Genomic DNA, 13,083 nt, shown 5'->3' on the forward strand with positions numbered 1-13,083 from the left:
CTTGCGGTCAGGCTGGTCGGCCGGTCCGGACGCGGTCGTGGTGCTCGCGTACGACGGCGAAGCCGGCCGAGCGGTACAGCGCCACGGCGGCCTCGTTCTCGGCCGGTGTCACCACGGCGACCGCGCTCGCGCCGCGCCGGGCGAGGGCCGCGCACGCGCCCAGCACGGCGTCGCGGCCGTAGCCGTGCCCGCGGTGGTCCGGGTGGGTGCCGACCGGCTCAAGCAGCCCGCACCTGCCCGCGCCGGCGAACCAGCCGGTCGCGGCGGCGGCGGGCTCCCCCGCGGGCGTGCGCACGAGCGTCTCCACGGCCAGTTCGCCCGCCGGCGACCGCTTCATCGCGTGCCACCGCTCGACGGTGAACGTCGAGCCCTCGAACGCGGCCCGCTGCACCAGCACCCGATCGGCCGCGTCGTCCGCGCCGACTTGCTCGCCATGTTCCGGCACCGGGCGCGGCGTCCACGACATGACCAGCCACGGCGCGTCCTCGTCGAGCTCCCATCCGGGCATCGGCAGGCCGTCGCACCAGTCGTCGCCGGGCCCCAGCGCCTCCTCGGCGTCGGCGGCGAGCGCCCCCAGGTCGGCGCCGGGCGCGGCCGTCACGCGCAGCACGGGACCGTCGAGAAAGCCGGCCGCCACCGGCTCCCCGTCGTCGAGCCAGAGCAGGACGGCCGCGTCGTCGAAGCGGAGATACCAGCCCACGTCCCCGGGATGGAGGCCGCCGCCCGGCACGTCGGCGGGCGTCCACGCGGACAGCGCCCGCAGCGCCGGGCCGGTCTCCGCAGGGGTCAGGCGGCGGCGTACGAGCGAAGACATGGACGGCAGCCTAGCCCGGCTTGGTCTCCTGAGACAGGGGCGCGCAATCCGGTACGTGGCCCCGCAGGCCCAGCCGGCTCTCGTAGATGCCGACCTTGTGGGTGATCAGCTTGAGGCACTCGTCCAGCTCGTGCCTCTGGGCGAGCACGCGTTCGCGGTGTTCGCGCAGCACCTCAAGTCGTTCGACCTCGTTGCCCTGGCCCGCCCTGACGAGCTCGGTGTAGCGCCGGATGTCGGCCAGGGGCATGCCGGAGGCGCGCAGCCGGATGCACACGCCGAGCCAGTCGACGTCGTCCTCGTCGTAGACGCGGTGTCCTGCGGCGCCTCGCCGTACCGGCTGGGCCAGCAGCCCCTCCCGCTCGTAGAACCGGAGGGTGTGCACGCTGAGCCCGGTGCGTTCGGCGACCTGGCCGATGCTCAAACCCGACATGTCATTCAGTTTGCCTTAGAGTGCGCTCTAGATCCTACGGTTCGGAACCATGAGATATCGCATCCTCGGCGGCACCGGCATCGAGGTCAGCACCTACTGCCTCGGCACCATGATGTTCGGCGCGGCCGGCAACCCCGACCACGACGACAGCATCCGCGTCATCCACACCGCGCTCGACCACGGCATCAACTTCGTCGACACCGCCGACATGTACTCGGCGGGCGAGTCGGAGGAGATCGTGGGCAAGGCGCTTCAGGGCCGGCGGGACGACGTGGTGCTGGCGACCAAGGTGCACTTCCCGATGGGAGAGGGGCCCAACCGCGGCGGCAACTCGCGGCGCTGGATCACGCGCGCGGTCGAGGCGAGTCTCAAGCGGCTGCGTACCGACTGGATCGACCTCTACCAGATCCACCGCCCCGACCACCGTACGGACATCGAGGAGACCCTCTCCGCGCTGACCGACCTGGTGCGCCAGGGCAAGATCCGGGCCTTCGGCAGCTCGGCCTTCCCCGCGTACGAGACGGTCGAGGCCTACCACGTGGCCCGGCAGCGCGGTCTGTACCGGTTCCGTACGGAGCAGCCGCCGTACAACATCCTGGCCCGCGGCATCGAGGGCGACGTCCTTCCCACGGCGCAGCGGCTCGGCATGGGCGTGCTCACCTACAGCCCGCTGGGCTGGGGGTTCCTGACCGGCCGTTACCGCAAGGGCCGGGAGATCGACATGTCGCGGGGCCGCGCCGCCCGCGCCCCCGAACGGTTCGACCCGTCGATCCCGGTCAACGCCGCCAAGCTGGACGTCGTCGAGGGGCTGGTGAAGCTGGCGGACGAGCTCGGCCGCACGCTGCCGGAGCTGGCCGTCGCCTTCGCCGCCTCCCATCCGGCGGTCACCTCGGTCATCCTGGGGCCCCGTACGATGGAGCAGCTGGAGGGCCTGCTGAAGGGCGGCTCGCTGGTGCTCGACGACGCCGTGCTCGACCGGATCGACGAGCTCGTGCCGCCCGGCACCAACGTCTACCAGCCGGTCGCCCTCTGGAACCCCGCGCCCCTGACCGACCCCGCGCTGCGCCGCCGCCCGCTCGGCGACCGCGCCGCCGACTGACTCAGACCCCGGCCCCGGCCAGCGGGAACTCGGCGCGCCGGTGCCACCGGTCGCCGTCGCAGACGAAGAGGGCGACCGACGCGACGGACGCGGTGAGAGGCAGTCGCGTAGTCAGCACGGCCTCCACCTCGTCGTACACGTGTTCCTCCTGGCGGTGGGCGACGGTCAGATGCGGGACGATGTCCGTGTACCGCCCTCCGTAGGGCGGCGCTTCCGGCCACCGCGCCACGACGGCCTCGGTCAGCGCGCGAAAGGGCCGGCCGGGCGTCGGGGCGAGGTAGAGCACGTCAGGAAAGCGCCCGCACCTGTCGAATCGGACGGTGAACGGCTCGTGCTCACCGATCAGGGCTCTCAGGTCGTTCATCGCCGCGGCGTCGAGACGGTCGATGTCGAGGAACGGCACGAGTACGGTCACGTGCGCGGGCACCCCGGCTGCGGCCACCGCGTCGAACCGCCGCCGCCACTGCCCCACCAGCGGCTCAGCCTCTTCCACCACAGCCAGCAGGGCTGTCTCGCCCGCTCTGTACTGCTCTGAAGCACCATCCGACATGGCCGGATGATGACAAGAACCACCAAAGCGGATCAAGTAGTTAAAACGGCACTAGGCTGTGGCGATGACCGCGTCCCCGCCGCCCGGCGGCGTTGTGTTCGAGGCGGGCGAACTGGCCGCCCGCTGGGCGGACGCCTGGCACCCGCACCAGGTCGCGGAGCGGTTGGACGGGGTCGGCGCGCCCTGGTACGTCGCCGCGGGGTGGGCGCTGGACCTGTTCCGCGGCGAACGGTCACGACCGCACGGCGACCTGGAGATCGCGGTGCCCGTGGCGGGATTCCCGGAGATCCGTGCCCGCTTCCCCGAGTTCCCGTTCGACGCGGTGGGCTCGGGGCGGGTCTGGCCGGAGGCGGGAGCCGACGCGCTGGCGGCCACACACCAGACCTGGCTGCGGGATCCGGCGACCGGTCAGTTCCTGCTGGACGTCTTCCGCGAGCCGCACGAGGGCGGGACGTGGATCTGCCGGCGGGACGAGCGGCTGCGGCTGCCGTACGACGCGATCATCGAGCGGACGGCGGACGGGGTCCCGTACCTGGTGCCGGAGCTGGTGCTGCTGTTCAAGGCGAAGGCGGTACGGCCCAAGGACCAGGCGGACTTCGACGGGGTGCTGCCGCTGCTGAGCCGGGCACGGCGGGACGTCCTCGCTGAGTGGCTGCGGCTCGTGCACCCCAGGCATCCGTGGCTGGCGAAGCTGAAGCGAGGCTGACCGCGGCCGCGCGCCGGCTCGTACCATGTCGACGTGGGCTCGACCATACCGCGATGGACGATCACGCTCCCGTCGCGTCCCGGTGGCCTGCCCGGGGTCACGATGGCGGGCTTCAGCGACCAGGCCAACGAGCTCGCCGACATCGCGCTCGTGCCGCATCCCGCCGTCACCCTGCTGTTCGACCTCGGTGACGAGCCGTTCGTCGTCGAGGACGGCCGCGGCGCGCGGCAGCGGGAGCGCGTCGTCGCCGGGCTCGCGCCCGACCGGGCCCGCGGGCGGGGGCTGGCCAGGAGCTCGGAGTGCCTGCAGGTACGGCTCTCGCCGATCGTCGCCCACGCCGTGCTGGGCGCGTCCTCGGAGCTGGGCGGGACGGTGGCCGCGCTCGACGACCTGTGGGGACGCGAGGCCCTGCTGGTCCAGGAACGCCTGCGCGAGGCCCGCTCCTGGCGGGAACGCTTCGCGATCGCGGAGACCGCGCTCGTCCGCAGGGCCGACCCGCGCCGCGTGGTCGACCCGGAGGTGGCCTTCTCCTGGCGGCGGATGGTGGCCGGTCGAGGCCGGGTACGCGTCGAACGGCTGGTCGCCGAGACCGGCTGGAGCCGCAAGCGCCTGTGGTCCCGCTTCCGCGCCCAGATCGGCCTCACACCCAAACGGGTCGCCCAGCTCATTCGCTTCGACCACGCGGCCCACCGCCTGGCCGCCGGGCAGCGGGCCGCTGCGGTGGCGGCCGAGAGCGGCTACGCCGACCAGTCCCACCTGAACAGGGACGTCATGGCCTTCGCCGGGATGACGCCGACGGCGGTCGCGCGCTCGCCGTTCCTCGCGATCGACGACGTCACCTGGCCTCCTTCCGCATGGCTGGAAAAGGGTTGGACGGGATGACGCGCGGGCTTGTAGCTTGCAGTCGACCGTGACGCCGCCCGAGGAGGTGAGACCCATGAACGCTGTATCGATGTGGGTGCTCCCCCTTCCCGTCACGGCCGGGCGATTGACGTAGGTGTCGCCGGGAGCGCCCAGCCAACCAAGGCACTCCCGAAAGGCAACACCTATGCACGTTCCCCACTTCGACGTGATCATCGCCGGGTGCGGTCCGACCGGCGCGATGCTGGCCGCCGAACTGCGGCTGCACGACGTACGGGTCCTCGTTCTGGAGAAGGAGACCGAGCCCAAGTCGTACGTACGCATCGTCAGCCTGCACGCCCGCAGTCTGGAGCTGATGGCGATGCGCGGACTGCTGGACCGCCTGCTCCCGCACGGAAGACGGCGTCCGGCCGGCGGCGTCTTCGCCGCCATCGCCAAACCCGCGCCCAAGAGCCTTGATTCCGCGTACGCCTACTTGCTGGGCCTCCCGCAGCCCGTCGTCGAACGCCTGCTGGAAGAGCATGCGATCGAGCTGGGCACGCAGGTCCGGCGCGGCTGCGCGGTCGCCGGTCTCGCGCAGGACGACGAGGGCGTGACCGTCGAGCTCGCCGACGGCGAACGGCTGCGTACGCGCTATCTCGTCGGCTGTGACGGCGGGCGCAGCACGGTACGCAAACTGCTCGGCGTCGGCTTCCCCGGCGAGCCCTCGCGGTCCGACACGCTGATGGGCGAGATGGAAGTGGGCGTGCCACAGGAGGAGATCGCCGCCAGGACGGCCGAACTCCGCGACCCCCATCGACACTTCTGGCTCCGGCCCTTCGGCGAAAGGATCTACAGCGTCCTGGTCCCCGCCGCGGAAGTCAGCGACCGCGCGCAACCGCCCACCCTCGAAGACTTCCGGCAGCAGTTGCGCGCCATCGCCGGAACCGACTTCGGTGTGCACTCCCCGCGCTGGCTGTCCCGCTTCGGGGACGCCACCCGGCTGGCCGAACGTTATCGGGCCGGGCGGGTGCTGCTGGCCGGCGACGCGGCACACATCCACCCACCCATCGGCGGACAGGGCCTCAACCTGGGCGTTCAGGACGCCGTCAACCTCGGCTGGAAACTGGCCGCGCAGATCCGCGGCTGGGCGCCGGACCCGCTGCTGGACACCTACCAGGCCGAACGTCGTCCGGTCGCCGAGGACGTGCTGGACAACACCCGCGCCCAGACGGAACTGCTGTCCCCTGAGCCTGGCCCGCAGGCCGTACGCAGGCTGCTCACCGAACTGATGGACTTCGACGAGGTGAACCGCCACCTGACCGAGAAGATCACCGCGACCGGCATCCGCTACGACTTCGGCCCGGGCCCCGACCTGCTCGGCCGCCGCCTGCCCGACATCGCCGTGAAGCAGGGCCACCTCTACGATCTGCTGCACCGCGGCCGCGGCCTGCTGCTGGACCGCACCGGCCACCTGACCGCCGGCGACTGGTCGGACCGGGTCGATCACCTCGCCGATCCCTCCGCGGAACTGGACGTCCCGTGCGTCCTGCTCCGCCCCGACGGCCACGTCGCCTGGATCGGCGACGACCAGCAGGACCTGGACGACCACCTCTCCCGCTGGTTCGGCAAGCCCGCCGACTGATCCGCCTGCGACGCCGCGTCCGTACCGATGAAGTCCCGGCCTGAGCTGACGGCAGGCGTTCCAGGCGCCCACGATCAGTTCAGGCCGGTGGGCTTGTACGCGACGTCGGCCATCGCTGACGGAGCAGTTCGGGGATGCGCGGCGTGCGTCAGCGGGACTCCGGCTGGCGCTCTCCCCGCTGGTGCGGGCCGAGAGGCACTGAAAAGATCACGCAGTGTCCCAGGTGCACCAGCGCATGACAGCCCTCCTCTCTGAAGCCGGTTACCGCAGCGACGAACCGCTTGCGGTCGGGCTGCAACGTCGCGGCGTTCCTCCCTCTTCTCTCGTCCGAGGGCTGACTGCCACCGGCGAACCTGTGACCGCCACGACGCTCGCTTACGCGGCATCACTGTCAAAGCAAATGACCGCGGCCTGCGCAGCCCTGCTCGCCCAGCAGGGCGCACTGGACGTGGAATCGCCTCTGTCGTACTGGTTGCCGCAACTACCGGCATGGGCCGGCACTGTCCGCCTGCGCCACCTCATCCATCACACGGCAGGACTCCCTGCCGACCACAAGATCGACGCCATCATCTCCGGCGACCCTGATCGGACCAGTTCGGGCATCATCCGAGCACTCACCCAGTTCCCGGCCCTGGACTATCCGCCGGGCACCGCACACGTCTATTCCAACGCCGGATACGTCTGCCTTGCCGCAGCGGTGGAACGAGCGGCGGACCTGCCGCTGCCCGATTTCGCGCGACGCCACCTCTTCGTCCCGCTGGCGATGCCGGACACCCGCTACTGGGCCGGACCTGATCCTGCGCCCCCGGGTGCCGCACCGCTCGCCCGACCGCACCCCGCCCCGCTGTCCTCGGGCGACGGAGGGGTATGGACGACCCTCAACGATCTGCTGTGCTGGGGCCAGGCGCTCAACGCCGACGAACTCGGCATCTCGGCGTTCCTGCAGACCCCAGGACACCTTGATGACGGGACACCACTCGACTACGCCTGGGGCATCGGCGTCCGATCACACGGCGGGTACCGCGTCTATCGGCACGGAGGAGGCTGGACAGGACTGCGCGCCCTGCACGCCCGGGTGCCGGAGCTGGACCTGAGCTTGGCCGTCATTGCGATCAACGACCACACCGAACGCCGAGTCCCGGTCATCAACGGCCTCCTCGATGAGGTCACCGACTCAGCGTGCCGCCCCTGGTGACTTCGCCTGTCTACGGCGACCGGCGCGTACGTCTGCGCCTGACCTCCCGCAGCCCCTTGAACCCCGCGCCCACCCGGTGCGACAGCCGCTGCACATGGCGGTCTGAACTTGATGATCGTATGGGATGCTGACGCCCGTGACCGATCCGCAAGATCCCAAGACGGACTGGCGCCGCCACGAAACCCCCGAGGCCATCGGGCTGGCGGGCCTCATCGCCATCGTCCTCGGCGTACTGCTCGCCATCGTCCAGGCGAACACCACGTCGAGTAGCTCACCTTTGTGGGTGACCATCTTCCTCGGGATCGCCCTGATAGGCGTCGGCCTTCGCATCGAGGCCGCAATCCGCGACCGGTCTCGGCCCTGAACCTGAGCGCGAACGCCCCGGCGCAGAAGAGCCGTCGACTCCGCCTGTTCGACCCGGCGACCGGACGGGCCCTCGGCCGGTCCCTGCTCGGGCACACCGCGCCGGCCCGCGGCCTGGCTTCAGCCCGGACGGCGGCGTCCTGGCGAGCGCGGGCGAGGACAGGACCATCAGCACGTACGACGTCTCGTACCTCGCCGACCCCGCCGCCACCCCTGACTGACCACCGAAGCTACGCGTCCAGGGCATTCCGAATGGTGGCGGCGAGGGCGGCGCTCTCCTCGGACGTGCGCGGCACGCGAGGTGGCAGGGCTGCGACGTGCCATTGCCGGCGGGCGTTTCTAGCGGATACGGTCCAGCTCAGGAGCGAGGTTCTCCTCGTGAATGAGGTCAAAGTGCCCCATTGACGTAAGTGAGAATGAGATCCGCGGCTCGTCCGCAACCGCCGCCCGCATGGCAGGCAGGTGCACCTTGTACCCGGACGACAGCACCACACGCACCGTGTCGGAGACCGCGGCCGCAGCGGCCAGTCGTGTGCCGATCTGGGTATATCCACCAGGGTGCCAATAGTCGAGCATGTCCCGCGAGAGACTCCACAACTGGACGAAGTCTTTTGTGCGCACCTTGCCGACGTATGAGTGGAGCGCCTGCAGAACGGCCTGATCGGTGGCCTGACTGATCAGTTTTTCGAACGCGGGCAGAGGATCTTTCGGATCCGCCTCGGCGAACACCTTCGAAATGGTCATCGTCGACTGGTTCACGTTCGGGTCGAGCAGCAGGGCCGCCCTGATCCGAGGAGCCGCCGACCTGTTCTCCCTCCAATGCTCGGCAAGGCACAGAATCAGGTCGGCGCCGAGGGAGAATCCGGCGAGCACGATCTTTTTCTCCGGATGCTTGCCTTGAATCTCCGCAATGACATCCGAAACTGTTTCGACGTGCTCCCTCAGAGATATGGGGCCCGCCGAAACAGATGACTTCGCCTCGAACCCGAGAAGAGTGATGGCGATGCTGTGCTGTTCGTCGTGACGCTGCAGGTAGTCGCAGTAATCGCCGGCGTCCAGACCGAGGCCGTGAAGGAAGATCACTATGGAGGAGGAATTTGATGATCGCTCGACATAGGCCGACTGGCGCCCCATTTGTGACCTGGTATGGAGTTTGGTGCTCATCGTCATGTTGCGCCCTAGGGTCGATGGTGATGTCGGCGGCATCCGCCACTCTTGACCGTCAACTTTTTCGCTCATGTGTTTCCATGGACCGACGGCAGTCACACCGCTGCTCAGATCACTATGGACAGCATGAACGCCCACTGCTTAATAGACTACACGGGGCAACTTGCATTCGGCATGCACTTGCAAACTCTGCCGTGTTCTAGGCGTAGGCGCTGGGAGATGGTGCGTGAACAGCCAGCTGACAGAGCGCATCGCAATCGAATGGATTCGGAATACGGCCTTCTCCAGCAGACGGGTGGGACGGGTGGGCATAGAGCTGGAGTGGCTCCTCGTACGTGATGATTCACCCGATACGCGCGTGGATGTCGCAGACGTCAAGGCATATCTCGGAATTGATGACGGACCTTTGCCATCGGGTGGTTACGTCACTTTCGAGCCCGGCGGCCAGCTCGAACTCAGCACAGCCCCGGCCGACTCGCTTGCCGAATGCCTGGAGGCGGCCACACGCGACCTGGAGGTTCTCCGCAGCGGAGCCGTACGCTCCGGCCTCACTCTGCTGGGACGCGGACTTGACCACCGGACGCCGACTCGCGTCGTACATATCCCGAGAACTGTCGCCTTGGAACGCAATTACGACCATTTCGGACCTTATGGCCGAGTCGTTATGTACAACACCGCATCGGTCCAGGTCAATGTCGACGCCGGCGATGATTCGTCGAGCCCTCGGGGTTGGAGATACCGGTGGTGGTTGGCCAACAGCCTCGGTCCTGTGTTCACGGCGATGTTCGCGAATTCGCCCCTGGATCTCGGCGTACCGGAACGATCGAGGCGCCAGGTGCTCCGTTTCCGCACCGACCCGACCCGTACGGGCCCGCTGCCCCTCGTGGGAGATCCACGTGAGGCGTGGGCGAACTACGTACTCGACGCCCGGGTCGTCGGGATCGCCCAGTCGTGTTCGCATGCTCTGGAGACCCCACCTTCTGGCCTCACGATGCGGCAGTGGCTACGCGGGGTGGGGCCGCGACGTGCTCGCCTCGACGACCTGGACCACCATCTCAGGTCGGTGCTACCCCCCGTGCGGCCACGCGGCTATCTGGAACTGCGCATGATCGACGCGCAGGAGGGCGACAACTGGGTCGTGCCGGTCGTCACGGTGAGCGCGCTGCTCGACGATCTGCATGCCTCCCGGGCGGTGCGCAGGATCGCCGAGACACTGCCGCTGCCGAGCATGCGCGAGACGTGGATGACAGCCGCCCGCGACGCCATGGGAGACCCCCGTCTGGCGGAGGCCGCCCAGCGCTGCATGGCGGTGGTCATCGATGCACTGGAGCGCATGGAGGTGCCTGCATGGGTACGGCCGATCGTGCACAAGTTCGCCGAGGTCTACACCTTCCGCGGACGATGTCCCGCCGATGACCACATGCCCAGCCGGCAACCCCTGCCTGTGGCGGCCGCGGCCTCCGGGCGGTCGACCGCCCTGTGAGCAAGGCCGCCTCATACGTCCTGGATCCGAAGGGAGCGACATGTTCCAGGAGCGGCGCGCAGCCTTCGACCGCACGCTCACCGCCATCGTGCAGCACCAGCAGGGTCATCACGGCTGGTCGCACTTTCATCGGATCGTTCGGGAGTTGCTGGTCGAAGGGCACCCCGGATTCTCCCGCGTACTCGAGGCCGTGTGGAGCGCGCGGCCTCACATCAGCGACGCCCACCTCATCACCCTGACAAGCGCCGCCGTCCGTCAAATAGCCCTACGGGAAAAGCGGGACACCTCGCTGTTCGGCGCCGGCGTCGATGACGTCACGCGACTCCGTCTCCTCCGCGATCTCGTCGAGGGCCACGGGGCGGAACTGGCCAGGGAGATGTGCGACCGGTCGAACTCGTTCACCGGCGCCCGCCGGTTCCTCGTACCGCAACTGATCATCGGCGGGTTCGCCGCCGAGCACGGATTGGACGAGGTGAGATTCCTCGACCTGGGGACGGGGGTGGGCATTCTGCCTCGTCAGCTGAACAACAAGGCCGTCTACGATCGGTTCAGCAAGGACCTGGCATGGGAGCCGTACACACCTGAATATCGGACCATACCGCTGGCTTTACGCGTCGGCGCGGACGCGCCGCCCCTGCCGAGCATGGAGTGGTTGCGTTCCTGTTACGGACCGTCCGAGTATTACGAGGAGCGGTTGGAAGAACTGCTGTGGTCCTTCGACATGACGACCGAGGAGGGCAGGACGGTGGTGACTGCCGAGCTCGACATACTGGATCTGCCGCGGTTGGCCGATTTCATTCGCGTCAACCGCTTCAACGTCATCACCTGCAATTTTGTGCTCTTCCAGTACGACACCAGCGTTCAGCAGGCGATAGAGGCCTGTGTGATGGACAACATCGCCTCTCCAGGGCTGTTTCTCACCATGAATCCCAGCCACGGCCTCCTTCGTCAGGGGTGTCGTGTGCGTGGCCGGCTTGCCGGCGAGCCGGAGGAGTTGCGTCTGGCCGCCGCAAGCGACGCCCATCTCATCGGAACGGTCACGATGGAAACCGACCTCCCGATCGTCATGGGCGGACGTCAGGAGGAAGGAATTGGCTGAGGAGGCGAGCAGGGACGTGACGCTCCTCAGCCTGATCCGGCGTCACCACAAGCTGCTCGGTGCGGTCGGCGGCACCCTCGCCGTCGTCATCGGAATCTACAGCGACGAGGCCAGGACGGCACTCGACTGGCTGTGGGCGAGCATGGGGTGGTTCTCTCCAGCGCTGCCCGTCCTCGGCATTCTGGGGCTTTGCGCCGCGACGTGGTACGCACGCGGCCTGGTGGAGCAGAACAGGCGGCAGGACCGGCGCGTCATCAATCAGTCCTTCGACATACGCGTCGCCGATTTCGAGGACGATCTGCCCGGCGATCAGACGGTGATCGGGCGTGAGTTGCGCTATCTGGAACGTGTCACGCATTCCAACACGCTGGTCGTCCTGCTGCCCGGTCTGGGGCTCGACGCGAACGACTTCAGGCCGTACATGAACATCGCGCAGGAGCACACCGCTGCGCTCACCCTCTTCGGGTTCAACGCCGAGGAGGCCAAGGACGAGAGGTATCGGCCGGTCGGACTGAAGACCCATGTCGAACTCGTCAACGGCGCCCTGAATCATTTCCGCAGGAAGTATCCGCAGAAGAAGCTGGTTCTGGTGGGATTCTCCACCGGAGCAGACCTGATCATTCGTCTGGGAGAATTCTGGCAGACCCATCCGACGCGGAATCCTCGGACGTACGCCATGGTGCTCCTCGATCCCAACATCAACCACTCCTCGATGGTGGTGTCCGGGGCGTTCGCGACAATGAATCCCTCCGCCCCCTTCACCGAGCTCATAGAGATCGCGCGCATTCCGCAGAACATCACCGAGTTCCAGAACATGTCCGAGTACCTGCACAAGATCAGCAAGAAGAATCTGGCGCACATCCAACGGCATGCCGAGGACTGGTGGGACTACTGGGAGGGCGAGGAGAAGTGCGAGCGCTTCCTGCAACGCGTCGGCACTTTGCACGCGATGTGCCCGAAGTTGAAAGTTGTTTTCTCCGCCAACTACGACCAGCATTTCAACGAGATAGTCGCGGGGGCCCGGCGGCAGAGCATGGGCGAGATATTCGATCTGCTCCGTGAAGACCACTTCCAGCTGCTGAACGAGAGGCTCATCGCCAAAGAGGTGGCCACGCTGGTGGCGTCCCCTTCCCTCTCCTGACCTGACGCCCACCTGGTCCGGCCGTTCCTGCTCGATGGAGGTGGTGCGTCGTTGCAGCAGTCTGCGAACCCAGCAGCGCGCTCCTGGTCGCGGACGCCGCCCACTGCCCGCTATCAATCTTCTGCTGTCACACGGAGGGACGGGCACCTGTGCTCACCGTATTGCCTGCGGCGACAGCATCCGCGAAACTCCGGAGATCATCGGGCTGGCGGGCCTCATCGCCATCGTCCTCGGCGTACTGCTCGCCATCGTCCAGGCGAACACCACGTCGAGTAGCTCACCTTTGTGGGTGACCATCTTCATCGGGATCGCCCTGATGGGCGTCGGCCTTCGCATCGAGGCGGCGATCCGCGACCGGTCTCGACGCTGAACCAAGGGCGGACGCCGTCGACCCGCTCAGTATGCGATCATCAGGATCATGTCATCGATCAGAAAGGGCCATGCCGCGTAGGCGCCCTTCCGAGGTCCGTACGCGGGGATCGGCGTGCGGGACCCACAGAGCTGTGATCCATCATGTTCCCGGGCTCGGCCGTCGCCCCATGGCCGCGGTG

At 68.1% G+C, this 13,083-nt stretch carries 14 protein-coding genes; 10 read left to right on the forward strand and 4 right to left on the reverse strand.

From position 1 onward, the window contains the following. Window positions 1-7: 7 nt before the first annotated feature. Together SMD20_RS27285 and SMD20_RS27290 are read right to left on the reverse strand one after the other, a co-directional pair. A complete protein-coding gene (locus SMD20_RS27285) occupies window positions 8-814 on the reverse strand; it encodes a GNAT family N-acetyltransferase (RefSeq protein WP_329586349.1) in 807 nt (268 codons plus the stop codon). A gap of 10 nt (window positions 815-824) precedes the next feature. Continuing rightward, entirely contained in the window at window positions 825-1,244 is a 420-nt protein-coding gene (locus tag SMD20_RS27290; protein ID WP_329586352.1) for a MerR family transcriptional regulator, read from the reverse strand. Window positions 1,245-1,293: 49 nt separating this feature from the next. On the opposite strand from SMD20_RS27290, the gene SMD20_RS27295 reads away from it, so the two are divergent. Further along, window positions 1,294-2,343 (forward strand): aldo/keto reductase, encoded by a 1,050-nt coding sequence (locus SMD20_RS27295; RefSeq protein ID WP_329586355.1) that lies wholly within the window; start codon window positions 1,294-1,296, stop codon window positions 2,341-2,343. Between the two features lies 1 nt (window position 2,344). On the opposite strand, the gene SMD20_RS27300 is transcribed toward SMD20_RS27295, so the two are convergent. Next, a complete protein-coding gene (locus SMD20_RS27300) occupies window positions 2,345-2,836 on the reverse strand; it encodes a 2'-5' RNA ligase family protein (protein ID WP_329586357.1) in 492 nt (163 codons plus the stop codon). A 121-nt stretch (window positions 2,837-2,957) separates the two neighbouring features. Between SMD20_RS27300 and SMD20_RS27305 the strand changes: the two genes are divergently transcribed. The 5 genes from SMD20_RS27305 (at window position 2,958) to SMD20_RS27325 (ending at window position 7,643) form a co-directional block, all read left to right on the forward strand. After that, window positions 2,958-3,599: a nucleotidyltransferase domain-containing protein gene (locus tag SMD20_RS27305; RefSeq protein WP_329586360.1), complete on the forward strand. Its 642-nt coding sequence runs from the start codon at window positions 2,958-2,960 to the stop codon at window positions 3,597-3,599. 33 nt (window positions 3,600-3,632) lie between these two features. Continuing rightward, window positions 3,633-4,481 (forward strand): AraC family transcriptional regulator, encoded by an 849-nt coding sequence (locus SMD20_RS27310; protein ID WP_329586363.1) that lies wholly within the window; start codon window positions 3,633-3,635, stop codon window positions 4,479-4,481. 166 nt (window positions 4,482-4,647) lie between these two features. Further along, the gene (gene rox / locus SMD20_RS27315; RefSeq protein WP_329586366.1) at window positions 4,648-6,084 is read left to right on the forward strand and encodes a rifampin monooxygenase; all 1,437 of its coding nucleotides are present in this window, start codon (window positions 4,648-4,650) and stop codon (window positions 6,082-6,084) included. Window positions 6,085-6,319: 235 nt separating this feature from the next. Continuing rightward, window positions 6,320-7,279, forward strand: a complete 960-nt coding sequence (locus SMD20_RS27320) for a serine hydrolase domain-containing protein (protein ID WP_329586368.1) — start codon at window positions 6,320-6,322, stop codon at window positions 7,277-7,279. 124 nt (window positions 7,280-7,403) lie between these two features. After that, entirely contained in the window at window positions 7,404-7,643 is a 240-nt protein-coding gene (locus SMD20_RS27325; protein ID WP_329586371.1) for a hypothetical protein, read from the forward strand. A gap of 338 nt (window positions 7,644-7,981) precedes the next feature. Here SMD20_RS27325 and SMD20_RS27330 read toward each other — a convergent pair whose 3' ends face one another. Continuing rightward, on the reverse strand, window positions 7,982-8,881 hold the full coding sequence (locus SMD20_RS27330; protein ID WP_329586373.1) for an alpha/beta fold hydrolase: 900 nt from the start codon (window positions 8,879-8,881) through the stop codon (window positions 7,982-7,984). Window positions 8,882-9,035: 154 nt separating this feature from the next. Here SMD20_RS27330 and SMD20_RS27335 point away from each other — a divergent pair, with 154 nt between their 5' ends. Genes SMD20_RS27335 through SMD20_RS27350 form a run of 4 tightly spaced genes read left to right on the forward strand, consistent with a single transcriptional unit; the run spans window position 9,036 to window position 12,902 of the window. Further along, window positions 9,036-10,292 (forward strand): glutamate-cysteine ligase family protein, encoded by a 1,257-nt coding sequence (locus SMD20_RS27335; protein ID WP_329586376.1) that lies wholly within the window; start codon window positions 9,036-9,038, stop codon window positions 10,290-10,292. Window positions 10,293-10,332: 40 nt separating this feature from the next. Next, the gene (locus SMD20_RS27340) at window positions 10,333-11,391 is read left to right on the forward strand and encodes a hypothetical protein (RefSeq protein ID WP_329586378.1); all 1,059 of its coding nucleotides are present in this window, start codon (window positions 10,333-10,335) and stop codon (window positions 11,389-11,391) included. A gap of 16 nt (window positions 11,392-11,407) precedes the next feature. Continuing rightward, complete coding sequence (locus SMD20_RS27345) at window positions 11,408-12,532, forward strand: hypothetical protein (RefSeq protein ID WP_329586381.1); 1,125 nt, start codon at window positions 11,408-11,410, stop codon at window positions 12,530-12,532. Window positions 12,533-12,566: 34 nt separating this feature from the next. Further along, a complete protein-coding gene (locus tag SMD20_RS27350; protein ID WP_329586383.1) occupies window positions 12,567-12,902 on the forward strand; it encodes a hypothetical protein in 336 nt (111 codons plus the stop codon). Window positions 12,903-13,083: the final 181 nt, after the last annotated feature.

The organism is Nonomuraea sp. LP-02 (assembly GCF_036289125.1).
Lineage (GTDB): Bacteria > Actinomycetota > Actinomycetes > Streptosporangiales > Streptosporangiaceae > Nonomuraea > Nonomuraea bangladeshensis.

Bases quoted from the DNA above. Each gene is read 5' to 3' on its own strand.
- SMD20_RS27285 (WP_329586349.1), bottom strand. From the start codon at position 814: ATGTCTTCGCTCGTACGCCGCCGCCTGACCCCTGCGGAGACCGGCCCG.
- rox (WP_329586366.1), top strand. From the start codon at position 4,648: ATGCACGTTCCCCACTTCGACGTGATCATCGCCGGGTGCGGTCCGACC.
- SMD20_RS27350 (WP_329586383.1), top strand. From the start codon at position 12,567: ATGGAGGTGGTGCGTCGTTGCAGCAGTCTGCGAACCCAGCAGCGCGCT.
- SMD20_RS27330 (WP_329586373.1), bottom strand. From the start codon at position 8,881: ATGAGCGAAAAAGTTGACGGTCAAGAGTGGCGGATGCCGCCGACATCA.
- SMD20_RS27305 (WP_329586360.1), top strand. From the start codon at position 2,958: ATGACCGCGTCCCCGCCGCCCGGCGGCGTTGTGTTCGAGGCGGGCGAA.
- SMD20_RS27340 (WP_329586378.1), top strand. From the start codon at position 10,333: ATGTTCCAGGAGCGGCGCGCAGCCTTCGACCGCACGCTCACCGCCATC.
- SMD20_RS27320 (WP_329586368.1), top strand. From the start codon at position 6,320: ATGACAGCCCTCCTCTCTGAAGCCGGTTACCGCAGCGACGAACCGCTT.
- SMD20_RS27295 (WP_329586355.1), top strand. From the start codon at position 1,294: ATGAGATATCGCATCCTCGGCGGCACCGGCATCGAGGTCAGCACCTAC.
- SMD20_RS27290 (WP_329586352.1), bottom strand. From the start codon at position 1,244: ATGTCGGGTTTGAGCATCGGCCAGGTCGCCGAACGCACCGGGCTCAGC.
- SMD20_RS27325 (WP_329586371.1), top strand. From the start codon at position 7,404: ATGCTGACGCCCGTGACCGATCCGCAAGATCCCAAGACGGACTGGCGC.